This window comes from Pseudomonas sp. GL-R-26 (assembly GCF_019947365.1).
In the GTDB taxonomy this organism is placed as follows: domain Bacteria; phylum Pseudomonadota; class Gammaproteobacteria; order Pseudomonadales; family Pseudomonadaceae; genus Aquipseudomonas.
Genome location: NZ_JAGYGI010000028.1, coordinates 29211 through 54698 on the forward strand (window position 1 = coordinate 29211; position 25488 = coordinate 54698).

Below are 25488 nucleotides of genomic sequence, written 5' to 3' on the forward strand. Positions count from 1 at the left end.
TGACCTGATCCACAAAAAACCCGCTTCGGCGGGTTTTTTTATGCCCCTTGAAACACATCCCGTGCATTAGCGCTGTATCGAATGGCCAGCATTGGCTAAGGTTCCTGCATTGCCAGGGAGAGCTGTATGACAACTGTCATTTTACCCGCCGTTCCAAGAGTCCTGATTGCCGAGGCCGACCCCTGGTCCCGGGATCTGCTCAAGGAAGTGTTGTTGAACGTACGCTGCGATGCGCGGCTGGATTTGTGCGCCGATGGCCAGCAAGCGCTGGAACTATTGGCCGCCAACCCCTATGACCTGGTCATCGCCGACTGGGAGTTGCCGGGCGTCGATGGCCTGAATGTTCTGCGCAACGTTCGTCAGCGCAAACGCAACCCGCCGCTGCCTTTCATCCTCATGAGCAGTCGCAACGACAGTGCCAGTGTGCGCGAGGCCTTGCCGCTGGCGCCGGCCGCGTACCTGACCAAGCCACTGAATATGGAAAGCCTGACCCATCGGTTGCAGGGGTTGCTGCTGAACGCTGGCGAAGAAGTCTCGTGCGAGGTGCCGTCGCTGGCACCGGGCATGACGTTGTCGGTGTTTCTGGAGCGTCGCCGGGAGTTGGCCGACGGCGCCCCGCTGATGACCGACGTACAAGTGGCGGTCAAGCGCAGCCTCAATCCCAATGGCCTCGACCTGACGGTGCTGGAAGACGAAATCCGCACCGATCCGCAGGTCACGGCCGTGCTGATCGCCGCTGCCAACAGTGCGGCCCAGCACCACGGCGCAGCTGTGCAAACCCTGTCCCAGGCGCTGCATCGCCTGGGCACCGGGCAGAGCATGAACCTGATTCTCGGGCTGGCGCTCAAACGCAGTGCTCGACTCAGTGACCCGCAATTGGCCGACTATGCCGAGCGTTATTGGGATCTGTCACTGCACACCGCCGAATACGCGCGCACTCTGGCGCGCTTGCTCGATCTGGATCAGGAGCGCTGCTATTGCGCCGGCATGTTGCATCGTCTCGGCGATCTGGCGTTGCTGCGCTGTTTGCAGGAATGGAAGCAGGCCGGTGGCGAACTGGACGAGCTGGAGGAAGTGGGCGAAGCGCTGGTTGAATTTGGCGCGGCCTATGGTTCGGCCCTGCGCACGCGCTGGCGCCTGCCACTGGAGTTGCGGGAACTGATTGCGGCGGTCTACCAGCTCGGTGGCGGGGTTTACTCCCGCGAAGCGCTGGTGATGAACATGGCGGCGCAAATGGCCCGCCTTACCGAGCATGAGGGCATCGAGGAGCTGGCGAAGAGCCGGACGGCGCGGTTGCTCAAGATCGGCTTGCCGGAGTTGATGCGTTTGCGCAAGAAATGAGGGCGAACGCGATTCCCTGTGGTGGCCTGTCAGGCAGTGACAATCCGGTTCTTGCCCTCGCGCTTGGCCTGATACATCGCGGCATCCGCCCGGGAAAACAGGCTCTCCACGTTTTCGTCCGTGGCGGTCAGGCTGGTCAGGCCCTGGCTGACGGTGATGCCGAACGTCTGGCCTTCATGGGTGAAACGCAATCGCTGAATCTGCTGGTGCAAGCGTTCTGCCACTTGCAGGGCCATCTGCGGCGTACAGCCGGGAAACACCGCTGCGAACTCCTCACCGCCAATGCGCCCGAACAGGTCGCCACGGCGAAACGCCGCGCGGCCGCTTTCGGCGATGCGTTGCAACACGTTGTCGCCTTCCTGGTGACCGTAGGTGTCGTTGATGATTTTGAAGTCATCGATGTCCAGCATCAGGAACGACAGCGGCTCGCCCCGTTGCCGGGCGTGTGCGAACTCGCGATGGGCGCATTCGAAGAAATGCCGGCGATTGCTGCTCTGGGTCAGGGCGTCAGTGGTGGCCAGGCGATGCAGCTCGGTTTCCATCCGCTTCTTGTCGGTGATGTCTTCGGCGATGCCGACGATGATCACCGGCTGCCCCGGCTCGGCCTGGCGGTTGACATAGCATTTGTCGCTGAGCCAGCGCACCTGGCCATCGGCGGCAATGATTCGATACTCGCGATCTTCGACGGCGCCTTTGTCCAGCGCTTCGGCCAGGCTGCGTTCGGCATAGTCCAGGTCGTCAGGGTAAATGCTGTCGCGCCATTGATTGCAGTCGGCCAGCAGCAGATCAGCCGAACGGCCAAAGATACGTTCGTAGGCGGGGCTGACGTAAAGCACCTGGCGGGTTTCCCAATCGAATGCCCACAGCACCGCGTTGACGCTCATTAGCAAGGTGTTGAACAACTGATCGCGTTCGCTCAGGCGTGCGACTTCGCCTTGGGCGTGCATCAGCGCTATCAGGGTCTGCGCGGCCTCGGGCCAATGTGACGGAGATGAGTCTTGCAGGTTCTTTTGGGCCATCGACACAAATCTCAAAGGGCATGCCGCGCGCGATCGCGGCCAACATCAAGCCCGCCGGGGATGGCGAAGTGTCTTTGAGATAGGGCTTTTCAGATGAAGTTCCCGCCTTTCGTGGCGAGGGAGCTGGCTCCCGCCGGGCGGTACTGATGGCGCGATATTACAGTCACACCACATAACCCTGTGGGAGCGAGCAAGCCCGCTCCCACAGGTTTTTTCAGACAGCGGCAGGACGCAGCGAGTAGGTCTTCAACTGATCGGCGAATTCTCGCAGGGACTGAATCCCGCTGGCTTCGGCTTCGTGTATCCAGTCCTTGATGGCCGCCAGCATGTCGTGACCATTTGAGCTGGTCTTGACCCAGATCTGCTGCAGGGCCAGGCGTTTCTCGTAAATTACCTTCAGCGCCTGACTGTGCTCGAGCATGTTCTGGATGCGCACGTGGTGTTTGTCATCCAGCAGGCTGGTCTCCCGCGAAAGCAGGCGTTTGGCCCGGTGGAACTGGTGACGTACCGAGTGATCGACCTTTTCCAGCTCTTGCTTGACCAGCGGGCCGATCACCAATTTGCGGTACTGGGCCATGATCTGGAAGCGGTTGTTGAGGATCGCCATGGCGGTGTCCATGTCCAGGTTGCCCTTGCCTTCGACGCGATGGGCAATCGGCGCAACCCGTTGAACCTTGGCCAGGCGCAGGAAGCTGAAGACTTGAATCCACGCCCAGCCCAGGTCGAATTCCCACTTCTTCACCGACAATTTTGCCGAGTTAGGGTAGGTGTGATGGTTGTTATGCAGTTCTTCGCCACCAATCAGGATGCCCCACGGCACCAGGTTGGTCGCCGCATCGCGGCATTCGAAGTTGCGATAGCCGATGGCATGGCCCAGGCCATTGACCACGCCGGCAGCCCACACCGGGATCCACATCATCTGGATGGCCCAGATGGTGATGCCGATGGTGCCGAACAGCAGCAGGTCGATAACGCCCATGATCGCGATGCCCAGCAGCGGGTAGCGGCTGTAGAGGTTGCGCTCGATCCAGTCTTCGGGGCAGTTCTTGCCGTAGATGCGCAGGGTCTCGGGGTTTTCCGCTTCGGCGCGGTACAACTCGGCGCCTTTGCGCAGCACCGTGGACAAGCCCTTGATGACCGGGCTGTGCGGATCATCGACGGTTTCGCATTTGGCGTGATGCTTGCGGTGGATGGCGGTCCACTCGCGGGTGTTCTGCGCCGTGGTCAGCCACAGCCAGAAACGGAAGAAATGCTTGAGCCCCCCATTCAGCTCCAGGGAGCGATGGGCGGAGTAACGATGCAGATAGACCGTGACGGCGATGATCGTGACGTGGGTCATCAGCAGGGTGACTGCTACCAGCGACCAGGGCGACAAGCCAAGAAAACCTTCGTACCACATAGGCTGTAGGGCCCTCGATAAAGAAAAAACAGCCGTTGCATTATCACTAAGCCCACACAGAAAACCAGTCGCCCTTTCAGATAAGAGTGGCTGGATGTGTCTTTAAACTATAATTCCAACCTATTTGTAGGGACATGGATCGCCGGATGTCTGCCACCTATCGCGATGCCTTGCGCGCAGCGCTGCTCTATCTGTTGCTTTCTGTGGTTTGGCTGCAGATCAGTGGCTATTTATTGAACAGTTTCTTCGATAGCTCTGCCGAGCGACTGCGATGGCAACTGATCAACGGTTATGTCTGGGTGTTGTTCAGCGCCGGGTTGATCTTCATTGCCCGTGCGCGGTTGCTGCGGTGTCTGGGTATCGGCGCCAAGCTGCGTGAACGCGATGCCGACCGCATGCGCTTGCGCCAGGCAGCGGCCGTGTTCGACTGCACCCGCGAAGGCGTGCTGGTCACCAATCGGGAAGGCGTGATCGTCCATGTGAACCGGGCGTTTATGGAAATCACCGGTTACGGGTGTGAGGACGTACTGGGGCAGCGGCCCAATCTGTTCAAGTCCGGGCGACATTCCCCCGAGTTCTATCAGGTGATGTTTGCCACGCTCGCCAGTGTCGGGGAGTGGAGTGGGGAAATCTGGAACCGGCGCAAAAGCGGCGAGATTTACCCGCAATGGCAAACGATCCGCCTGATCCACGACGATTTCGGCCGGCCGAGCCAATATGTGGCGGTGTTTACCGACATCAGTGCAATCAAGAACTCCGAACACGAGCTGATGCACCTGGCGCACCACGATCCGCTGACCGACCTGCCGAACCGCCTGCTGTTCACCGACCGCGCCGAACAGGCCCTGGCCTCGGCACAGGTCCACAAGCGTGGCTGCGCGCTGCTGATGATCGATCTCGATCACTTCAAGATGATCAACGACAGCCTCGGGCACACCATTGGCGACCAGTTGCTCAAAGCTGTGGCCGAGCGCCTGGGCGCCATGTTCGGCCCGGGCATCACCCTGGCCAGGCTGGGCGGAGATGAATTCGCCGTGCTCGCCGAAAGCTGTCCGCAACTGGTTCAGGCCGCTGCGTTGGCCCAGCGGATCATCGACGGCCTCAAAGCACCCTTCTCAATCGATGACCATCAATTGTTCATCAACACCAGCATCGGCATCAGTCTGTTCCCCAGCGATGCCTTGAGCGTCGAGCAACTGTTGCGTAATGCCGACTCTGCACTGTTCAAGGCCAAGAGCACGGGGCGCAATGATTATGCCCTGTACACCGAAGAGCTGACGGCCCACGCCCAGCAACGGGTCGAGATCGCCTTCGAATTGCGCCGCGCCCTGGACCGGCAAGAGCTGCGGGTCCATTACCAGCCGGTTCACGACCTCAAGACCCGTCGCCTGATTGGCGTCGAGGCACTGGTGCGTTGGCAGCACCCGCAGCGGGGCCTGGTGTCGCCGGCGGAATTCATTCCGGTCGCCGAACGAACCGGTCTGATTGCTGAAATCGATGCCTGGGTCATGGCGCAGGCATGCCGGCAGATGTGCCAGTGGCAGCAGGAGGGGGTGGTGTTGTCGTTCGTCGCGGTCAACGTTTCTTCGCGTCTGTTCGCCCGTCGTGAGCTGTACCAGCAGGTGGCGCAGGTCTTGCGCGAAACCGGGCTGGAACCGGCGTTTCTGGAGCTGGAAGTCACTGAAAGCGCGGTGATGGAAGACGCGGAAGTCGCGCTGGAACAGATGCATCGCCTGCGCGAGCTGGGTGTGCGCCTGGCCATTGACGACTTCGGCACGGGCTATTCATCTCTGCTGCGACTCAAGCGTCTGCCGGTGCAAAAGTTGAAAATCGACCAGGGCTTCGTCGCCGGGTTGCCGTGGGATGAGGACGATGCGGCGATTTCACGGGTGATCATTGCCTTGGCACAAAGCATGGGCATGCAGGTGCATGCCGAGGGGATCGAGCAGGTCGAACAGGCGGCTTTCCTCCTCGAGCAGGGGTGTGATCTGGGTCAGGGTTACTGGTTCGGGCGGCCGGTGCCGGCGCTGCAGCTGGATTGGGCTCATGCCCCGGTCATCGCCTGATTTACAAAATCCCTGTAGGAGCAAGCTCACTCCCACAGGTTTTTGGTGTGTCTGAAAGAGGGTGATTCACCTCAAGCCCTTGTCCCTTCAAGTAATCTCTTCTGGTTATATAAACATTCTTAAATAGTCTTTTTAAGAATATCAACACCTCTCTAGTATTGCTCTCAAGCCGCAAGCAGTGCCGACACTGCGAGGCAACCTCTCAGTTGAAGGAGCAGCAATATGAGCGCATCCCTGCGTAGCGTCGACGGTCAAGACGAAGCCACCATCCTGCGTGAAATCCAGAGTGCCCTGCGCGATCTGCGCTTTGGCGCCGTGGAAATCACCGTGCACAACGCCCAGGTGGTGCAGATCGAGCGCAAAGAAAAATTCCGTTTGCAGCAGCCGGGCAACAAGCCGGGCTGAGGCGAATCAGGCAACGCGATATCCCATAAGAAAAAGCCAACACACCAAGAATTCCAGGAGCTTTCACCATGTCGTCGATTCGTTATTTCGCTTTGGCCGCCCTGGCCAGCGCCCTTTTTGCCGGTTCCGCCGTTGCCAAGGACTACGAGCTGCTCAACGTGTCGTACGACCCGACCCGCGAGCTGTACCAGGATTACAACGCCGAGTTCATCAAGTTCTGGCAGAAAGATCACGCAGGCGACACCGTGAAGGTCCAGCAATCCCACGGCGGTTCGGGCAAGCAAGGCCGGGCGGTGATCGATGGCCTGCGGGCCGACGTCGTGACCCTGGCCCTGGCTGGTGATATCGACGAAATCGCCAAGCTCGGCAAATCCCTGCCGGCCGACTGGCAAAAACGCCTGCCGGAAGCGAGCACGCCTTACACCTCGACCATCGTGTTCCTGGTGCGCAAGGGCAACCCTAAAGGCATCAAGGACTGGGGCGACCTGGTCAAGAATGACGTCTCGGTGATCACGCCGAACCCGAAAACATCTGGCGGTGCGCGCTGGAACTTCCTTGCGGCTTGGGCCTATGGCCTGAAAGCCAATGGCGGCGACGAAGCCAAGGCCAAGGAATACGTACAAACCCTGTTCAAGCACGTGCCAGTGCTGGACACCGGCGCTCGCGGCTCGACCATTACCTTCGTCAACAACGGTCAGGGCGACGTATTGCTGGCCTGGGAAAACGAAGCCTTCCTGGCCCTGAAAGAAGAGGGCGGCGCCGACAAGTTCGATATCGTCGTGCCTTCGCTGTCGATTCTCGCCGAGCCACCGGTGGCGGTGGTCGACAAGAACGCCGAGAAAAAGGGCAACGAGCAGATCGCCGAGGCCTACCTCAAGCACCTGTACAGCCCGGCCGGCCAGGAAATCGCGGCGAAGAACTTCTATCGTCCACGTGACAAGGATGTGGCCGCCAAGTACGCCCAGCAGTTCCCGAAACTGGAGCTGGTGAGCATCGACAAGGACTTCGGCGGCTGGAAAACCGCACAGCCGAAATTCTTCAATGACGGGGGCGTGTTCGACCAGATCTATCAGGCGCAGTAATCTTAAATAGCCATCAACGAGCCCCGGATTCACCTCCGGGGCTCAGTGCGTTCTCAACCAAGGACTTTTATGTCGCGTCGTATCTCCCCCGTCATACCCGGCTTCGGGCTGACGCTGGGCTACACCTTGGTGTACCTCAGCCTGATTGTGCTCATACCACTGGCGGCAATGTTCGTGCATGCCGCTCAACTCACCTGGGATCAGTTCTGGGCAATCATCTCGGCGCCACGGGTGCTGGCGGCGTTGAAGCTCAGCTTCGGCACCGCCCTGTGTGCCGCGATCATCAACGGCATCATCGGCACGCTGTTGGCCTGGGTATTAGTGCGCTATACCTTCCCTGGACGAAAAGTGATCGATGCAATGATCGACTTGCCGTTCGCGTTACCCACGGCGGTGGCCGGTATTGCACTGACGGCGTTGTACACCCCTACCGGTCTGGTCGGTCAGTTTGCAGCGGATCTGGGTTTCAAGATCGCCTACACCCCTCTGGGCATCACCCTTGCCCTCACTTTTGTGACACTTCCATTCGTAGTACGTACCGTACAGCCAGTATTGGCGGATATCCCCCGTGAAGTGGAAGAAGCGGCAGCGTGCCTGGGAGCAAAACCCTTGCAGGTTTTCCGCCATATCCTGTTGCCGGCACTGCTTCCGGCATGGCTGACCGGTTTCGCTCTGGCCTTTGCCCGTGGGGTCGGCGAGTACGGTTCGGTGATTTTCATCGCCGGCAACATGCCGATGAAAACCGAGATTCTGCCGCTGCTGATCATGGTCAAGCTCGACCAATACGATTACACCGGCGCTACCTCCATTGGTGTACTGATGCTGGTGGTTTCCTTCGTCCTGTTGCTGCTGATCAACTTGTTGCAGCGGCGCATCGAAACCCCATAAGGAGGCGCACCCATGTCCCAATCGTCTATTGCTGCCGCTTCCTCTAACGCTGCCCGTCGTGGCAGTGCGACTTCGCGGCGAATCCTGATCGGCCTTGGCTGGCTGATTTTTGCGCTGTTCCTGTTGTTGCCGCTGTTCATCGTGGTGTCCCAGGGCCTGAAGCTCGGCCTCGGGGCGTTTTTCACCGCGATCTTTGAGCCGGACGCGCTGTCGGCGCTGAAGCTCACGGTCATCGCCGTGCTGATTTCGGTGCCGTTGAACCTGGTGTTCGGTGTCAGCGCCGCATGGTGCGTGAGCAAGTACTCGTTCCGCGGCAAGAGCATGCTGGTCACACTGATCGACCTGCCGTTCTCGGTGTCGCCGGTGATCGCCGGTCTGGTCTATGTGCTGATGTTCGGCGCCCAGGGCCTGTTTGGGCCGTGGTTGCAGGATCACGACATCCAGATCGTCTTCGCCCTGCCGGGCATCGTGCTGGCGACGATTTTCGTCACCGTGCCGTTCGTGGCCCGTGAACTGATCCCGCTAATGCAGGAACAAGGCACTCAGGAAGAGGAAGCTGCGCGCTTGCTCGGGGCCAACGGCTGGCAGATGTTCTGGCACGTCACTGTGCCCAACATCAAATGGGGCCTGATCTACGGCGTGGTGTTGTGTACCGCGCGGGCCATGGGGGAGTTCGGTGCGGTGTCGGTGGTTTCCGGGCACATTCGCGGGGTGACCAACACCTTGCCGTTGCACGTCGAGATCCTCTACAACGAATACAACCACGTGGCCGCGTTCGCCGTGGCGAGCCTGTTGCTGATCCTGGCGCTCTTCATCCTGCTGCTCAAGCAGTGGAGCGAAAACCGTATTAACCGCCTGCGCGCCAGCGCCGCGGAGGAATAATTCATGTCGATCGAAGTGCGTAACGTCAGCAAGAACTTCCATGCCTTCAAGGCGCTGGACAACATCAGCCTGGACATCCAGAGCGGCGAACTTGTCGCGTTGCTCGGTCCGTCGGGCTGCGGCAAGACCACGCTGCTGCGGATCATCGCCGGCCTGGAGACCCCGGACCAGGGCAACATCGTGTTCCACGGTGAAGACGTTTCCGGCCACGACGTGCGTGATCGCAACGTCGGTTTCGTGTTCCAGCACTACGCCCTGTTCCGCCACATGACGGTGTTTGACAACGTCGCGTTCGGCCTGCGCATGAAGCCGAAAAACCAGCGTCCGAGCGAAAGTCAGATCGCAACCAAAGTTCACGAACTGCTGAACATGGTGCAACTGGACTGGTTGTCGGATCGCTACCCGGAGCAACTCTCCGGCGGTCAGCGCCAGCGCATTGCCCTGGCCCGAGCGCTGGCGGTGGAGCCGAAAGTGCTGCTGCTCGACGAGCCTTTCGGCGCCCTCGACGCCAAGGTCCGTAAAGAGTTGCGCCGCTGGTTGGCGCGCCTGCACGAAGACATCAACCTGACCTCGGTGTTCGTGACCCACGACCAGGAAGAAGCGATGGAAGTCGCGGACCGTATCGTGGTGATGAACAAGGGTGTGATCGAGCAGATCGGTTCACCGGGTGACGTTTACGAAAACCCCGCCAGCGATTTCGTCTATCACTTCCTCGGTGATTCGAACCGACTGCACCTGGGCGAAGACAAGCACGTGCTGTTCCGCCCGCACGAGGTGTCGCTGTCACGCCATGAACTGGAAGATCACCACGCGGCTGAAGTGCGCGATATTCGACCGCTGGGCGCGACGACGCGGGTGACGTTGAAGGTCGAAGGGCAGAGCGATCTGATCGAAGCCGAAGTGGTCAAGGATCACGACAGTCTGGTCGGGTTGGCGAAGGGCGAGACGCTGTTCTTCAAGCCGAAGGTCTGGCAGAAGGTTGCCAACATCTAAAGCAAAAGCTTCGCGAGCAGGCTCGCTCTCACAGGGATTCTATGTACTCCGTAGATCTCCTGTGGGAGCGGGCTTGCTCGCGATTGCAATCTAAACAGCCGCACGCTTCGGATTGACCCGCACCTCACCCGCCCGCGCCTCAATCTGCTCTTTCAGGTCATGCCGCATCCCCAGCATGAACGCCAGCTCGGCCACCACGAACAACGGCCCGACAATCAACCCGGTCACGTCATCGACAAATGCCGGTTTGCGCCCTTCGTAGTGATGGCCGACAAACTGGATCGCCCAGCCGATCACGAACATCGCCACGCCGCTGCCCAGCCAGACCAGCGTGCTTTGCTGCGCCAGCGCATGGCCTGCCCACACCGACAGACCGAGCAATACCGTCATCAACACGCCCAGGCGCAACTCCAGGCGCAGGTAAAACCATGCCGATGCCAGTGAGACGAGCACCGCCGGTGACATCCACACGCCGCCCAGCGACCATTCGGGCCGCGACAGCAACACCGCGACGGCCACCACGATCAGCGGAATGCCGATAAAGTGCGAGGCGATGTTGCGCGGGTCACGGTGGTAGGCGGCGTATTGACTGAGGTGGTCGACGAGGTTTTTCATTGTTGTTCTCCTGTGGGGTGATTGATCATGCCCCGGGGGTCACTTCCCGCTCTGTCAGCCAGGCGACAATCTCTAGGAGTTTTCATGGATATGCAGGTCTGGCGTCCACGCCTGATGAGCGGTCAGTGGTTCAGCCATTTGCCTGTTTCCCTTCAGGATAGCCTGCTGTCGGCGGCCAGGCTGCGGCGCCTGTCACCGGGTCAGCGGCTGTTCAAACGTGGCGATCCGCCCTGCGGCCTGTACGCGGTGCTTGAAGGCGCGGTGCGCGTCGGTGCCGTGAGTGAGCAGGGCAAGGAAGCATTGCTGAGCCTGGTGGAGCCGCCGCACTGGTTCGGCGAAATCTGCCTGTTCGACGGTCAGCCGCGCACCCACGATGCCTACGGCGCGGGCCAGTGCACGCTGCTGCACATCCCCCAGAACACCTTGCTGGCGCTGCTCGATGAGCATCCGCAGCACTGGCGGCAACTGGCGTTGCTGATGAGCCAGAAATTGCGCATGACCTTCATCAACCTCGAACAACTGAGCCTGTTGCCGGCCCCGGCACGGCTGGCGCACCGCTTGCTGATGATCGCCGAAGGCTATGGCGAGACCGCCCCACCGCGCCGCGTCCTGCAACTGCCCCAGGAGCAGCTTGCCGCCATGTTGTCGCTGTCACGCCAGACCACCAACCAGATCCTCAAGGAGTTGCAGGGGCAGGGGGTCATCGGGCTGAGTTACGGCGAAATCGAAATCCTGGATGCTGCCCGGTTGCGGGTATTGGCGATGGTTTGATGCCCGGTAGGGGGGGGCGTCAGCAAATGTAGCTGGACTTCAATCATGATCTGCACTAAATACAATGCATAATCGTTAAGTTGATAAATTATGCACTGTATACGATGCGCGGTGGTGAAATGGAAAACCTTGGCAAGCTGATCCGAACCTTACGCAAGGAAAGAAAACTCTCCCAGCAGACACTGGCACAGCAATACGGAATGAGCCGGGCGACGATCTCCGGCATCGAAAACAACACCCTCTCCGAAATTGGTCTGCGCAAGGTCGAGGCGATCCTCAATGGCTTCGGTTATGAGCTGACTGCCGTGCCGCGACAGTCGAAGCGGCCGACGCTGGACACCCTGAAAAAGGTGGATTTCCATGGATGAGCCACAGGAAAAGGATCGACTGGCTATCAGCGTTTCCAACAGTGCGGTGGGAGTCCTTGGCCGTGGTCAGTCTCCTGTTGATACCGTGTTTGCCTACGCCGAAAACGCGCCCGAACAAAACGCCGTCTCGTTGACCATGCCGGTGCGGCTGGAGAGCTACGCGTGGGAGTCGGGCGTTCCACCGGTTTTTGAAATGAATCTGCCTGAAGGCGCCCTGCGCGATGAATTGACTCGTCGCTTCAGCAAGGCCGTCCGAGGGTTTGACGATTTTTCGATGCTTGCCATCGTCGGCCCGCACCAGCTCGGAAGAGTCGGCATTTCAAAGGCCCAGGGTCCGGGCGACCAGCCACCTGAAACCAGCCTGGCGGACTTACTTGTACATGATGGTGCGCAAGGTCTGTTCGAGGACCTCTTGCAGACCTATGGCCAGTACTCAGGCGTTTCCGGTGTACAGCCGAAGGTACTGGTGCGTGACAGCGCGTCAACCATCGATCGATTGTCCCACCGGGGGGCGACGCATCTGGTCAAGGCCTTTCGTCCTGAGCAATACCCGGAGCTCGCTGCCAATGAATATTTCTGCATGCGGGCGGCGTTGCATTCGGGTCTTGAGGTGCCGAAGTTTGAACTCAGTGAGCACGGCAAGTTTTTGATCGTTGAACGCTTCGACCTGAATGAAAAAGGTTACCTGGGGTTCGAGGACTTCTGCGTGCTCAATGCCTGGCCATCAAAAGCCAAATACGATGGTTCGTACGAAGGTGCGGCCAAGCAGATCAAAGCCTTTGTTTCTCCGCCTTTGCTCAATCAGGCACTGGAGTCGTTTTTCAAAATCGTCGCGCTGTCATCGGGTCTGAAAAATGGCGACGCGCACCTCAAGAACTTTGGCGTTCTTTACGAAGACTGTGGTGTCGATGCACCAATCAGCCTGGCACCTGCCTACGACATCATCACCACGTCGGTCTACATCAAGACCGATAGCATGGCTTTGCTATTGGGCGGATCGAAGGCGTGGCCCAAGCACAAAATGCTGATGCGATTTGGTCGCTCCGCCTGCAATTTGACCGAGGGGCGCTGTAACGAATTGCTGCAACAGGTCATCCATGGGATGGCAATGGCGATGGGCGAGATGGGCCATCACATAAAGGCAAACAGTGCCTTTGCCGAGGTTGGAGAGGCGATGCTGGAGCAGTGGAACGAGGGTATTGCGCGCAGTCTGGTCAAAGGCTGATCAGCGCAACCCATCCCGAAACTGCCCAGGCGTCATCCCCGTCCAGCGCTTGAACGCGCGGCTGAAGCTGCTGGTGTCGGCAAACCCGAGCAGATAACTGATCTCGCTCAACGAACATTGCGGGTCACGCAGGTGCAGCAGCGCAAGGTTTTCGCGGCTTTCGTTGAGCAGTGTGTCGAACCGGCAGCCTTCATCGGCCAGGTGCCGTTGCAGGCTGCGCAGGCTCAGGTGCAGGGCCTTGGCGATGTGTTCGGCGCTGGGTTCGCCTTCGGGCAGTTGTTCTTCAATGGCATCGCGGACCTTGCGTTCCCACGTCAGCAGCTTGAGTTGCGCCAGGGTGCGCTTGAGCACGGTTTCGTTGTGTTCGGCCAACTCCGGGTTGGCGTCGTCCAGGTGGCTGTCGAAGTCGATGAGGGCGAATTCCAGCCGGTCCTCGTCGGCGCCGAAGTGCACGGGCGAGCGAAAGACTTTATGCCATTGGTGCGCGTCTGCCGGCTCCGGGCGGCGCAGGTAGGTCGCCAGCGGCGCGTAGTCGCGACCCAGGCGATTGCGGCAGGTGCGCACGTAAATCGCCATGAACGCATCAATGGCTTCGAGGGCCGGGGCCGGGTTGCCCATCGGAATTTTCAGGCGGAAACAGTAGCGATCTTCGGCGCGGGTCAGTTCCAGTTCCAGGGCATCGCTGACTACCTGGTGATAGCGCACGATGCGCTCGAACACTTCCCGCAGGCTGCCGCTGGCGACCAACGCATAACCCAGCGCATGGAAGGTAGTCGGGCTGACGAAACGCGAAACCCGCAAACCAATCGCCGGGTCGCCGCTGGCCTGCACCGCCAGATTCCACAGGTGCGTGGTGCCCGACAGCGGATAACGCGCGTTCGGGTCGTCCATCAGTTGCGGGTCGAGCCCCGCTTGCTGGCACAGGGCGGTGCTGTCGATGCCCAAGGCATCGAGTTGCTTGCGCAGGGCGCGGGTCCAGCTGGCGAGGGAGGTCGGTTCAGTCATGCTGATTGGCGCTTCCAGTCAACAGGTTGGCGTTCTCGGCTACCGCGTTGCGAGGGTTCGCAAGGCAGGATGCAACCATCAATAACCAGAGGATGGAAGCATGGACCGTACTTCTGCAAGCCCCCAACGACTGAATGCAGCTCAACGATCGGCCCATATCCGTGAAGTGGTGCTGGCCAGAGGTGTCGAGTTGCGCGAGCAATACCCGATTCTCAAGCATCAGGACGCCCTCGGCGCGGGCATTCTGGCCTTCGCCATCGCTGGTATGGTCGGTTCGGCGGCGCTCTACGTGAGCGGGCACATGGCATGGTGGGCGTGCCTGCTGCTCAACGCTTTTTTCGCCTCGTTGACCCATGAGCTGGAACACGACCTGATCCACAGCATGTACTTCCGCAAGCGGAAGGTGCTGCACAACCTGATGATGGGGTTGGTGTGGCTGGCGCGGCCAAGCACCATCAACCCGTGGATTCGCCGCCATCTGCACCTCAATCACCACAAGGTGTCGGGCTCTGAAACCGACATGGAAGAACGCGCCATCACCAACGGCGAACCTTGGGGCATCGCGCGATTCTTGATGATTGGCGACAACATGATGTCGTCGTTCATCCGCATGCTGCGGGCTAAGACCTGGGCGCAAAAGATCAGCATCGTCCAGCGCACCCTGAAGGTCTACGCACCGCTGGCGCTGATGCATTGGGGTACTTGGTACGTGTTTCTCGGCTTCCACGCAGCGAACGGCATTGCGCATCTGATGGGCGCACCGATCGAATGGTCGGCAACGACGTTGTCGGTGATGCAGGTGATCGACATCGCGGCGGTGGTGATCATCGGCCCGAACGTGTTGCGCACGTTCTGCCTGCACTTCATCAGCTCGAACATGCACTACTACGGTGACGTGGAGCCGGGCAACGTGATGCAGCAGTGCCAGGTGCTGAACGCCTGGTGGCTGTGGCCGTTGCAGGCGTTCTGCTTCAACTTCGGCAGCAGCCACGGGATCCATCACTTTGTGGTGAAGGAACCGTTCTACATCCGTCAATTGACCGTGCGGGTGGGGCACAAGGTGATGCGCGAGATGGGTGTGCGGTTCAATGATTTCGGCACGTTTGCGCGGGCCAACCGGTTTGAGCGCAAGGAAGAGGCGGTAGGTGTTAGGACACAAACCGCTCAAGTCTGACTCGTACTTGTGGCGAGGGAGCTTGCTCCCGTTGGGCTGCGTAGCAGCCCCCTTCGTTTTCGGGATAAGGGGGTCGCTTCGCGACCCAGCGGGAGCAAGCTCCCTCGCCACAGGGGGTAATGTTTAGTCTGGCTGAAACGGCGACTCACTCAATATCACCCCAGTCTCATCCACATACCGCTGCCAATGCTCGATCAAGGCACTGAGCTTGTGCGGTTGGCTCGACGCCAGGTCATGAATCTCCCCCGGATCACTGCCAAGGTCATACAGCTGCCAGGTCGCCGGCCCCACCGGTCCCGGGATGTACACCGCCTTCCATTGGCCCTGCCGAATCGCCCGTCGCCCAAACAGTTCCCACCCGGTAACGGTGTGCTCGTCATGCACTTGCGCCGTCTCGCCCGACAGAAACCCCAGCCACGACTTGCCGCGAACTTCCGCCACGGGTTTGCCGTGCCATTGCTTGCCCGGATGGCGCACGCCGGCAAGATCCAGAATGGTCGGCGTGATGTCCATCACGGTGCCGAAACCGTGGCTGATCTGGCCCTTCAGCGGCAGCTGCGGGTAGTGCACCAGCGCCGGAACACGGATCCCGCCCTCGGTGGTGAAGGCTTTGAACAACCGCGACGGCGCGGTCGCCACTTGCGCCCAGTTCGGCCCGTACCAGACGTAGGAGTTGGCGCGGCCGATGTTGTCCAGGCTGTTGTCGTAATGCTGGTTGAGATAGGTCAGCAACTGCGGGCCGAATTTCGGAAAGGCCTCCAGCAGCGCCCCTTCGGCACCGTTATCGGACATGAACAGGATGAAGGTGTTGTCCAGTTGCCCTTGCTGGCGCAAGTAATCGACGACGCGCCCGATGTTCCAGTCCATGCGCTCGACCATCGCCGCGTAAACCTCCATGGCCCGCGCAGAAATTTGCCGTTGCTCATCGCTCAGGGCATCCCACTGTGCAGTCAACTGGATCAACGGATGCGGTTCGACATCGGCCTCGATCAGCCCCAGTTTCTTGAGTTTTTCCAGGCGCTCAAGTCGCAGCACTTCAGGGCCGGCGTCATAGCGCCCGCGGTATTTTTCCACCACCTCGGCCGGCGCCTGCAATGGCCAGTGCGGCGCGGAAAACGGCAGGTAGGCGAAGAACGGCCGGGTCTGGTCGCGCTCCTTGAGGTATTGCAGCAGCTTGTCGCCAAAGGCATCGGAGGAATAGAAATCCTTGGGCAGCTCATCGATGAATTGGTCGTCTTCGATGTACAGCGCCGGGGTGGATTTCAGCAGCCGTGGCGTCGTTTCATCGTAGGTCGGCTCGAAGCCGTAATGGTTGGCGGCGCCGGGCAACAGCGAAAACGAACGCTCGAAACCCCGGGCGTGAGGCGCCCGTTCTGCGGTCAGGCCCAGGTGCCATTTGCCGCTCATCAAGGTCTGATAACCGGCCTCGCGCAGCAGCTCGGGCAGGGCCACCACGCGGTCGTTCAGATGCCCTTCGTAACCCGGTTTGCCGATCAGGTCCGGGGTCAATGCTTCGGCCATGGTGCCGATGCCGGCGATGTGGTGGTCGGTGCCGGTGAGCAGCATCGAGCGGGTCGGCGAGCAGGTTGGTGCGGTGTGAAAATCGGTCAGGCGCAGGCCATTGTTGGCCAATGCATCGAGGTTCGGCGTGTTGATTTCACCACCGAAAGCGCCGAGGTCGGAAAAACCCAGGTCATCGGCCAGGATCACTAGAAAGTTGGGACGTTGCGGCATCAAGATTTTCCTTTTTCAGTAGGCAATGAAGGACAACGGCAGATCGCGGACCTGCACCGGCACGGGGGGCTGGTAGTGATCGTCGCTGGTGAGTTCGTGAAGCAGTTCTTCGCGCAGCTGGTGGAAGTCGAAACTGCTGCGCTGGCGCGGATGGGGCAGGGCAATGTCGACCACTTGCTTGATCCGCCCCGGACGCGGCTCCATCACCACCACGCGGTCGGCGAGGAAGATCGCTTCTTCGACATCGTGAGTGACTAGCACGGTGGTGATTTTTGCCCGGGCGCGGATCGCCAGCAGTTCGTCCTGCATCTGCTGGCGGGTCAGCGCATCGAGGGCGCCGAAGGGCTCGTCCAGCAGCAGAATCCGTGGGCTGGTCACCAGGCCACGAGCGATGGCCACGCGCTGCGCCATGCCGCCGGAGAGCTGGTGCGGATAGGCGCGGGCGAAGTCGCTCAAACCCACCAATTCGATAAAATCGCTGATGCGCTTGTGCTTTTGTGCCGCGCTGAGTGGCTCGTTGACCAGGCCCAGGCCGATGTTGTCGGCCACGCTCAGCCACGGGAACAAACGGTGTTCCTGAAAGACGATGCCGCGCTCGCCGCCGATGCCGGTGACGGCTTTTCCGTCCACGCTGATCTGCCCGCGAAACTGCGTATCGAGGCCCACCAGCAGCCGCAGCAAAGTGGATTTGCCGCAACCGCTGGAGCCGACGATGGCGACGAACTCGCCCTCGGCGATGTCCAGGTTGAATTCACGAATGGCCTCAAGTGTGAAGCCGTCGACGTCGAAGGTTTTGCCCACGTGATTGAAGCTGACAATCGGTGCGTTCATGCGTGTCTCCAGCGAGTGGCGCGGATTTCCAGGCGTTGGCCAATGAGGTTGAGCAGGGCACCGGTCAGGCCCACCAGCAGCATGCCGGCCATGATCAGGTCCATGCGCAGCAGTTGCTGGGCGCCGATCATCTGGCTGCCGATGCCGCCGTTGGACGGCATGAAATATTCGGCGCCGATGGTGCCGAGCCAGGCGTAGATCAGGCTCAACCGAAGCCCTGCAAAAATCCCCGGCGCAGCGCCCGGTAGCACCAGTCGACCGAGGCGCTGGCGCAGATTCAGGCGCAACACCTGCGCGGCCTCGTTCAGTTGCGGCGACAGGTGGGCGACGCTGCGTTGGGTGGCGATAAACAGCGGGAAAAAGGCGGCCAGGGCAACGAACACCCACTTGGCCAATTCCCCCAGACCGAACCACGCGGTGAGCAGCGGCACCCAGGCGAAAATGGCGATCTGGCGGATAGCGGCGAGGGTTGGGCCGAGCACGCGTTCACTGGTGCGCGACAACCCCAGCAGCAATCCCAAGGTAAACCCGAGCCCGCCACCGAGCAGCAATCCGCCAAGGGTTCGGCCCAGGCTCAGGGCCATGCCGCCAATCAGCGTGCCGTCGAGCAGGCCATTCCAGGTGGTGTGCAGGACGGCCAGCGGGCTGACCAGAATGTTCGCGTCAATCCATTGCTGATCCGAGGCCAGTTGCCACAAGGCCAGAAGCGCCAATGGCAGCAGCCACGGTTGCAATCGCTGCCAACCTTGATAACGCGGCCCGCGACGGATTTCGGCGGTAGCCGGGTGGGGCCAGTGCACCAGTTTCCTGTCCAGCAGGCCGATGCCGCGATCCATCGCCACGCCGATCAAGCCGATCACCACGATGCACACGAACACGATGTCGAGCATGAACAGCTGTCGCGCCCAGACCATCAGGTAGCCGATGCCTTCGCTGGAAGCGAGCAGCTCGACAGCGAGCAGTGAAGTCCAGCCGGCGGCCAGCGCGAGGCGCACACCGGCCATGAATGCCGGCAGCGCGGCAGGCAGCACCAGACGGCGGATCAACAGGTGCCTGGGCAAGCGCAACACGGCAGCGGCTTCGCGCAGCTTTGGTTGTGCGTCGCGCACGCCGACGAGCGCATGCAGGGTCACCGGCACCACGATGGCCTTGATCAACACCACCAGTTTCAGCACTTCCCCGATGCCGAAAAACACCATGAACAACGGAATCCAGGCCAGGGTCGGGACTTGCGCCAACCCGGCGAAGGTTGGAAATACCAGACGCTCCAGTCGACGACTGAAACCCAGCGCCGCACCCAACACAGCACCTGCGCTGATCCCGGCCAGCAGTCCCCAGAACAAGCGTTGCAGGCTGATCCACAAGTGGCTCCACAACTCGCCTTGGGACAGTTCCAGTGCGCTGCTCCAGACCAGGCTCGGCGCCGGCAGGATCTGCTCGCTCATCCAGTGATTGCGGCTGGCGAGCCACCAGAGTGTGAACAGGGTGATCGGCAGCAACCAAGGCAACAGCCGACGATTCAGGCTGGGCCAGAGGCGCTGGTTTTCCAGTGGTGGCGCGGCCAGCGGCAGGCTGAGAAGGGAAACACGGGCCATGGATGACCTCCGTTGTCGGTGTATGCAAAATCGATCTATAAAAATTCAATTCAATGCTATTGAGAGATAAGCAAAGCCATTTAAGGCCTCCAGCTCAGCTGCATCCAATGCATTCGAAGAATATTTTCGATGCCGTTCCTGCATACCTGGCCAAGAGGCCCGGATGCGTTGATATAGATCTAAACGATCTAAAAATGTGAATTTATAGTATTTAAATGTTGGTTCCACTTCGGTCTACTTTCGGCTCCTCAACGCCCGTTGCCCCAAGGAGCCGCACCCATGAACCTTCCCTTCAAACGTGTCATCAGTCTGTTCGCCGCACCGGCCCTGGCGGGGCTGCTGGCTTTCACGGTCAACGCCGATGAGCTCAAGGAAATCCGCATCGCCGTGCCGGACCTGAGTGCGGGGACCCAGCACAGTGGTGGCGGTGTCGTGGATGTACTGCGTGATCAACAGATCTTCGAAAAGGCTTTCGCTGATCAAGGCATCAAAATTCAGTGGAGCTTCTTCAAGGGCGCAGGCCCGGTGATCAACGAGGCGTTCGCCAACGGTCAGGTTGACCTGGCCTACCTCGGCGATCTGGCGGCCATCATCGGCAAGTCCAATGGCCTGGATACGCGACTGCTCAGCGCCTCGGCGCGCGGGGTGAAGCATTACCTCGGCGTAGTGCCGGGTTCGGGGATCAAGACCCTGCAGGACCTCAAGGGCAAACGCGTGGCCATCTTCCGTGGCACCGCCAGCCAGTTGTCCTTCGATGCGGCGCTGGCCAGCCAGGGGTTGAGCGAGAAGGATGTGAAAGTCATCAACCTCGACTTCAACGCGGCGGTCGCGGCGCTGGCGGCGAAGCAGATCGACGCCTCGTGGGGCGGTTCCGGGCTGACGGCGTTGCAAGCCAAGGGGCTGGCCGAGTTGCCGCTCAATACCAAGGACCTGGGCGGCGCCGGCAGCGTGCAGGCGGTGCTGATAGGGACCGGGAAGTTTGTCGATGCGCATCCGGAGGCGGTGGCGAAACTGCTCAAGGCCCAACAGCAGGCCGTGGAGTGGCTGACCCGGGACAGCAACAAGGACGCCTACATTCAGTTGGTGTCGGGGCTGGCGAGTTATCCACCGGTAATTCTTTCTCAGGATTTGAAGGATCAGAAACTGAGTGAGGTTTTCCCCTCGACGCTTGACCCGGTGTTCCTTGGCAAATTGCAGGATGCCGTGGACCTGGCGTCGCAGCAGAGGCTGATTCGCAAGTCGTTCAAGGTGAGCGATTGGGTGGCGCCGGAGTTAGCTGCTGCCGGCCTTTAAATTATTACCTGTGGCGAGGGAGCTTGGTCCCGCTGACCGCCGAAGCGGTCCCAATCCTTGTATGCATTCAACTGAGTTCAGTTGACTGGATTGCGACTGCTGCGCAGCCGAGCGGGAGCAAGCTCCCTCGCCACAAAGACATCAAACGGCCACGGCCATCTGCTGCCTGTCCACCGCCACCAACGTCTCGATCATCGCCCGCGCCGCCGGTGACAAGCGGAACCCGGTGCGGCTGACGATCCCGCACCGTGCATTCATGCTCTCGATGTTCTGCGGCAGGTTGCGCCAATGCAGTAACGCCAGTGAACCCTGGGCGATGTCTTCAACAAACGCTTCTTCAGTTCCCACACCAATCGCATTCGATTGCAGCACCACTTTCACCAGCGCCGGGAAATGTTCGGTCTCGATGCTCGGTGAAAAATCCACCCGCCCACTGAGGTTCGCCAGCAGCTTTCGAATGCCTGGCGGGATCATCGTGGTCGCCAGCGGGTAATCGAACATGTCGTTGGTCGACAGGCTCTCCTTGGCCAGCAGCGGGTGCTCGGGGCGGCAGAAAAACACACCGCGCTTGGGCGTCAGGGCCTGGGTCTGGAAGTTCGGGTCGGATTCGAAATGGCGGATGTCGGCGATGAAGAATTCGATCTCCTCACGGCTCAGCGCACGGCTGAGTTTTTCCCAGTTATCCACCTCGAAACAGGTGCGCACTTTCGGGTGCGCGTTGATGAATTGCGCCACCGCATCCGGCACCAGTTTCACCGCAGGTGCCGGGCCGCAACCAAAGCGCAGTTCGCCGGCATCTAGCTTGGTCATCTGCGTCACTTCGGCATTCAAGAGGGCCGCGCCTTGCACCAGGCTGCGGGCATGTTGCAGCACCACCAGGCCTTCGGGGGTGGGGCGCAGATCCTTGTTGCCACGGTCCACCAGGACGCAGCCGAACTCGTGTTCGAGCCCCTGAATGCTGCGGCTGAAGGCAGGCTGGGTAATGCCCATGGCCTCGGCCGCACGCACGAAACTGCGGTGTTCGTCGAGGGCGATGAAGTAACGCAACTGGCGAAGATCCATATGCTTTTCCGGCATCCTAAAAATAGCTCGAAGGCATTTGCGACGAGGGTTGACTGAGGTTTTAAATGCAACCTATTATTCCGTCAACGAAGCATGTAGATATCTATTAGATCCAAATAGAATATAGATAGAGCAGTGTTTCGCGGCCGGTTCAACCGCAAGCAGTCTGATGAGGGTCTACCCATGAGCAATGCCGCTTTCGCAGTACAACCCGCTGTTCACGCGCTTGAAATCCATCCGGTGGCCGGTCGCATCGGTGCTGAAATCCGTGGCGTACAGCTTTCCGGCGAGCTGGATGCCGCCACTGTTGAAGCCATTCAACAGGCACTGCTGCAATACAAAGTGATCTTCTTCCGCGAGCAGACCCAGCTCGACGATCAACGCCAGGAGGCGTTCGCCCACCTGCTCGGCGAACCGGTGGCGCACCCGACCGTACCGGTGCGCGAAGGCACGCGTTTTCTGCTGGAGCTGGACGGTGCCGAGGGCCAGCGAGCCAGCTCCTGGCACACTGACGTGACCTTCGTCGAGGCCTACCCAAAAGCCTCGATCCTGCGCTCGGTGGTGGCCCCGGCTTTCGGCGGCGACACCCTGTGGGCCAACACTGCCACCGCCTATGACGGGTTGTCGACGGAGCTGCGTGAACTGGCCGACAAACTGGTCGCCGTGCACAGCAACGAATACGACTACGCCGGCACCCGGCCTGACGTCTCGGCCGAGAAGCTGGAGCGCTATCGCAAGATCTTCACCTCGACCGTGTACGAGACCGAGCACCCAGTGGTCCGCGTGCACCCGATCAGCGGTGAGAAGAGCCTGTTGCTGGGGCATTTCGTCAAACGCATCAAGGGCTATTCCCAGGCCGATTCGGCGCACCTGTTCGGTCTGTTGCAGAGCCATGTGATCCGCCAGGAAAACATCGTGCGCTGGCGCTGGAAGGCTGGCGATGTGGCGATCTGGGACAACCGCTCCACCCAGCATTACGCGGTGGATGACTACGGGACCCAGGACCGCATCGTGCGCCGGGTGACGCTCAAGGGCGAGGTAGCGGTAGGTGTGAATGGGCAGGTCAGCCAGACGGTGAAAGGGCCGGATATCGACGGCGTCTGACCTGACGCTATCGCGAGCAGGCTCGCTCCCACACTGACCGTGTGAACACTGGAGATCCCCTGTGGGAGCGAGCTTGCCCGCGATGGCGGCCTGGCAAGCAACAAAGAATATACTTTGATCGGGAACCCCGCCTTATGAGTCCGTTGCACGTCGCTTCAACCTCTTCACCCCAACGGCTCAAACGCCTGCCACTGGCCTTGTTGCTGGCAGGCAGCGCCAGTTGGACCCAAGGCTATGCGGCCGAAAGCGCTACCCCTGAATCCACACCTGCCAAGACCGCCACGGCCGACAGTGCACAATTGGAAACCGTGACGGTCACCACTCGTCGCCGCGAAGAAAGTTCGCAGGATGTGCCGACGCCGATGAGCGTGGTCAGCGGCCAGACCCTGGAAACCCAGCGGGTCTATCGCATCCAGGATCTGCAGCAGCTGGTGCCCAGCGTCAACGTCGCCTACATGCATGCGCGCCAGTCCAGCGTGTCGATCCGTGGCCTGGGCAACAACCCGGCCAGCGATGGCCTGGAAGGCAGTGTCGGCCTGTACATCGACAACGTTTACCTTGGCCGTCCCGGCATGGCCGTATTCGACCTGATGGACATCGAGCAGCTCGAAGTACTGCGTGGTCCGCAGGGCACCTTGTTCGGCAAGAACACCACGGCCGGCGTGATCAACATCAGCACCCGCGCACCGACCTTTACCCCGGAACGCAGCATCGAATCGTCGGTGGGCGAGGATGGATACTTCCAGACCAAGGGCACGATTTCCGGCCCACTGAATGACGAACTCGCCGGACGCTTTTCCGCGTATCGCACCCGCAGCGATGGCGATATCAAGAACGAATTCGATGGTCACAATTTGAACGGCGGCTCGCGCGATGGCTTCCGTGGCCAGTTGCTGTTCAAGCCCAACGAGTCATTCAACCTGCGCTGGATCGGCGACTACAACGAGGAAGACTCAAGCGCCGGCACCCGGGTGTTGTTCAACACCGGGCCGACCATCAATGGTTTCAATCTCTATCAATCGCGGGCCAATGCGGCGGGTGCGACACTGGTTGACGGCACGCACCGCAAGGTCAACCTGAACAACGACCAGCACGTCACCGTGCATCAGGGCGGCACGTCGGTCGAGGCCAACTGGACGCTGCCAAGCGACTTCACCCTGACCTCCATCAGCTCCTATCGTTGGTGGAATTTCACCCCGCGCAACGATGACGGCCTGAACGTAACCGCCTTCCGCAACGCCGGCGTTTCGGTGGAGGATAAGCAGTATTCTCAGGAGTTTCGCCTGGCGTCGCCTGCCGGTGGATTCTTCGATTACGTGCTCGGCGCCTATTACTTCGGTTCCGATCTGGACAACAAATCCTTCACCTTTTACGGCCCGCAAGCGGACATCTGGAACGGCACGCCAAACGGTGCTTTGAACAACATCGACAGTGTTGGCAACGGACATATCGAAACCAACAGCTTCGCGCTGTTCGCCCAAGGCACCTGGCACCTGACTGAGCGTCTGGATTTCACCGCCGGGCTGCGTGGCACCTATGAAGAGAAAAACGCCAGGGTCACCCGTGATGCACCGGCCGGTGGTGCAGCGGTCACCGGTGCGGCGGCTGCGGCTCGACGTGCTCGCGCCGGCGTCTTCGATTCCGGCGATCTGAACCAGTACAGCTCCAGTCCCTCGGGCCTGTTGAACCTCAGCTACCGCCTCACCGACGACCTGCTCACTTACGCCACGTTGTCCCACGGCGAAAAATCCGGCGGGGTCAACCTGGCCGTCGGCACTGCACCGGTGGCCGGTGCCGATTCGCTGCTGATCGGCACCGAGCGCGCCAACAACGCCGAGCTCGGTTTCAAGAGCACCCTGTGGGACCGTCGACTGCAACTCAACGCCAACCTTTTCTGGACCCAGGTCAACGGCTACCAGACCAACGCCTACGACGACGTCAACCGCGTGCAGTTCCTGACCAACGCCGGCTCGGTGCGCTCTCGTGGCGTGGAGTTCGAAAGCACCCTGATCCCGCTGCGCGGCCTGACGCTGAACATCAATGGTTCGTACAACGACGTCAGTTACCTCTCCTACAAGGATGCGCCGTGCCCGCCGGAAGTCAGCCTGGCGCCGGGTGCTCCAGCGTCCTGCGACCTCAGCGGCCATCAAGTAGTCGGTGCTTCGAAATGGATCGGCAACGCCAACGGCGAATACAAATGGAACCTGAGCAACGGCTTCGAAGAGTACGTCACCGCCAGCTATGCGTTTCGCTCCAAAGCGGTGGGCACGGTGGAGGATTCCGACTTTGGGCAGATCCCGAGTTATGCGGTGGTCAACCTGTCCACCGGCCTTCGCGGCGACTTCAACCAGGGGCAGTGGGACGTTTCGTTGTGGCTGAAAAACGCCTTCGACAAAACCTACTACACGACGCTGTGGACGGCCGCCAATGGTGGTTATGAAGGCTTGCTCGGCACACCGCGAACGCTGGGCGTGACCGGTCGATACGACTTCTGACGGCGAAAAACCATGCCTTGGATGAATACTTTCAATGCGGGAAAGGCATCGGTTTTTTTCCACTACGCCGGAGCCCTTGAACGGCGGGCTCTGGCGGTGGGTTGATGGTTTTATATATTCGCTTAAGGTCTAAACATAAGT

22 protein-coding genes are annotated in these 25488 nt (G+C 60.4%); 14 read left to right on the plus strand and 8 right to left on the minus strand.

The annotated features are described in order from the left end of the window. Nucleotides 1–126: 126 nt before the first annotated feature. Entirely contained in the window at nt 127–1341 is a 1215-nt protein-coding gene (locus tag KGA96_RS23865) for a response regulator (RefSeq protein WP_046040718.1), read from the plus strand. A 29-nt stretch (nt 1342–1370) separates the two neighbouring features. Here the strand turns inward: KGA96_RS23865 and KGA96_RS23870 are convergent, their stop codons facing one another. Both KGA96_RS23870 and desA read right to left on the minus strand, forming a co-directional pair. Then, nucleotides 1371–2360, minus strand: a complete 990-nt coding sequence (locus KGA96_RS23870; RefSeq protein WP_046040720.1) for a GGDEF domain-containing protein — start codon at nt 2358–2360, stop codon at nt 1371–1373. Nucleotides 2361–2574: 214 nt separating this feature from the next. Continuing rightward, nucleotides 2575–3759: a delta-9 fatty acid desaturase DesA gene (gene desA, locus KGA96_RS23875; RefSeq protein WP_046040722.1), complete on the minus strand. Its 1185-nt coding sequence runs from the start codon at nt 3757–3759 to the stop codon at nt 2575–2577. Nucleotides 3760–3905: 146 nt separating this feature from the next. On the opposite strand from desA, the gene dibA reads away from it, so the two are divergent. The 6 genes from dibA to KGA96_RS23905 all read left to right on the plus strand — a co-directional run bounded on the left by dibA (nt 3906) and on the right by KGA96_RS23905 (nt 10075). Next, a complete protein-coding gene (gene dibA / locus KGA96_RS23880; protein ID WP_046040724.1) occupies nt 3906–5825 on the plus strand; it encodes a phosphodiesterase DibA in 1920 nt (639 codons plus the stop codon). 222 nt (nt 5826–6047) lie between these two features. Then, a complete protein-coding gene (gene oscA / locus KGA96_RS23885; RefSeq protein WP_007975618.1) occupies nt 6048–6230 on the plus strand; it encodes a sulfur starvation response protein OscA in 183 nt (60 codons plus the stop codon). 68 nt (nt 6231–6298) lie between these two features. Beyond that, nucleotides 6299–7312: a sulfate ABC transporter substrate-binding protein gene (locus KGA96_RS23890; protein WP_046040726.1), complete on the plus strand. Its 1014-nt coding sequence runs from the start codon at nt 6299–6301 to the stop codon at nt 7310–7312. A gap of 69 nt (nt 7313–7381) precedes the next feature. Further along, nucleotides 7382–8200 carry a sulfate ABC transporter permease subunit CysT gene (gene cysT / locus KGA96_RS23895; RefSeq protein WP_007972956.1) on the plus strand — a complete coding sequence of 273 codons (819 nt, stop codon included), beginning with the start codon at nt 7382–7384 and terminating at the stop codon, nt 8198–8200. Between the two features lie 12 nt (nt 8201–8212). After that, nucleotides 8213–9082, plus strand: a complete 870-nt coding sequence (gene cysW / locus KGA96_RS23900; RefSeq protein WP_007972954.1) for a sulfate ABC transporter permease subunit CysW — start codon at nt 8213–8215, stop codon at nt 9080–9082. A gap of 3 nt (nt 9083–9085) precedes the next feature. Further along, entirely contained in the window at nt 9086–10075 is a 990-nt protein-coding gene (locus KGA96_RS23905; protein WP_046040728.1) for a sulfate/molybdate ABC transporter ATP-binding protein, read from the plus strand. Between the two features lie 90 nt (nt 10076–10165). Here the strand turns inward: KGA96_RS23905 and KGA96_RS23910 are convergent, their stop codons facing one another. Further along, complete coding sequence (locus tag KGA96_RS23910) at nt 10166–10690, minus strand: DUF962 domain-containing protein (RefSeq protein ID WP_046040729.1); 525 nt, start codon at nt 10688–10690, stop codon at nt 10166–10168. 84 nt (nt 10691–10774) lie between these two features. Between KGA96_RS23910 and KGA96_RS23915 the strand changes: the two genes are divergently transcribed. The 3 genes from KGA96_RS23915 to KGA96_RS23925 all read left to right on the plus strand — a co-directional run bounded on the left by KGA96_RS23915 (nt 10775) and on the right by KGA96_RS23925 (nt 13054). Further along, nucleotides 10775–11461, plus strand: a complete 687-nt coding sequence (locus tag KGA96_RS23915; RefSeq protein WP_046040730.1) for a Crp/Fnr family transcriptional regulator — start codon at nt 10775–10777, stop codon at nt 11459–11461. Between the two features lie 119 nt (nt 11462–11580). Beyond that, nucleotides 11581–11829 carry a helix-turn-helix domain-containing protein gene (locus tag KGA96_RS23920; RefSeq protein ID WP_046040887.1) on the plus strand — a complete coding sequence of 83 codons (249 nt, stop codon included), beginning with the start codon at nt 11581–11583 and terminating at the stop codon, nt 11827–11829. After that, the gene (locus KGA96_RS23925) at nt 11822–13054 is read left to right on the plus strand and encodes a type II toxin-antitoxin system HipA family toxin (RefSeq protein ID WP_046040731.1); all 1233 of its coding nucleotides are present in this window, start codon (nt 11822–11824) and stop codon (nt 13052–13054) included. The genes KGA96_RS23920 and KGA96_RS23925 overlap by 8 nt, the downstream gene beginning before the upstream one ends. Here KGA96_RS23925 and KGA96_RS23930 read toward each other — a convergent pair whose 3' ends face one another. Then, the gene (locus tag KGA96_RS23930) at nt 13055–14059 is read right to left on the minus strand and encodes an AraC family transcriptional regulator (RefSeq protein WP_046040732.1); all 1005 of its coding nucleotides are present in this window, start codon (nt 14057–14059) and stop codon (nt 13055–13057) included. It lies immediately after the preceding gene. A gap of 100 nt (nt 14060–14159) precedes the next feature. On the opposite strand from KGA96_RS23930, the gene KGA96_RS23935 reads away from it, so the two are divergent. After that, nucleotides 14160–15233 carry a fatty acid desaturase gene (locus KGA96_RS23935; RefSeq protein WP_046040733.1) on the plus strand — a complete coding sequence of 358 codons (1074 nt, stop codon included), beginning with the start codon at nt 14160–14162 and terminating at the stop codon, nt 15231–15233. Between the two features lie 123 nt (nt 15234–15356). Here KGA96_RS23935 and KGA96_RS23940 read toward each other — a convergent pair whose 3' ends face one another. The 3 genes from KGA96_RS23940 to KGA96_RS23950 are packed head-to-tail and all read right to left on the minus strand — an operon-like array spanning nt 15357 to nt 19393. Then, nucleotides 15357–16967: an arylsulfatase gene (locus tag KGA96_RS23940; protein WP_046040734.1), complete on the minus strand. Its 1611-nt coding sequence runs from the start codon at nt 16965–16967 to the stop codon at nt 15357–15359. Between the two features lie 15 nt (nt 16968–16982). Further along, complete coding sequence (locus tag KGA96_RS23945) at nt 16983–17798, minus strand: ABC transporter ATP-binding protein (RefSeq protein ID WP_046040735.1); 816 nt, start codon at nt 17796–17798, stop codon at nt 16983–16985. After that, complete coding sequence (locus tag KGA96_RS23950; RefSeq protein WP_046040736.1) at nt 17795–19393, minus strand: ABC transporter permease; 1599 nt, start codon at nt 19391–19393, stop codon at nt 17795–17797. The genes KGA96_RS23945 and KGA96_RS23950 overlap by 4 nt, the downstream gene beginning before the upstream one ends. A 279-nt stretch (nt 19394–19672) precedes the next feature. Here KGA96_RS23950 and KGA96_RS23955 point away from each other — a divergent pair, with 279 nt between their 5' ends. Next, nucleotides 19673–20686 carry an ABC transporter substrate-binding protein gene (locus KGA96_RS23955; protein WP_046040737.1) on the plus strand — a complete coding sequence of 338 codons (1014 nt, stop codon included), beginning with the start codon at nt 19673–19675 and terminating at the stop codon, nt 20684–20686. A gap of 141 nt (nt 20687–20827) precedes the next feature. On the opposite strand, the gene KGA96_RS23960 is transcribed toward KGA96_RS23955, so the two are convergent. Continuing rightward, nucleotides 20828–21748: a LysR family transcriptional regulator gene (locus KGA96_RS23960; protein ID WP_046040738.1), complete on the minus strand. Its 921-nt coding sequence runs from the start codon at nt 21746–21748 to the stop codon at nt 20828–20830. Nucleotides 21749–21931: 183 nt separating this feature from the next. Between KGA96_RS23960 and KGA96_RS23965 the strand changes: the two genes are divergently transcribed. Then, the gene (locus KGA96_RS23965; RefSeq protein WP_046040739.1) at nt 21932–22852 is read left to right on the plus strand and encodes a TauD/TfdA dioxygenase family protein; all 921 of its coding nucleotides are present in this window, start codon (nt 21932–21934) and stop codon (nt 22850–22852) included. A 134-nt stretch (nt 22853–22986) separates the two neighbouring features. Next, entirely contained in the window at nt 22987–25347 is a 2361-nt protein-coding gene (locus KGA96_RS23970; RefSeq protein ID WP_046040740.1) for a TonB-dependent receptor, read from the plus strand. Nucleotides 25348–25488 lie beyond the last annotated feature (141 nt).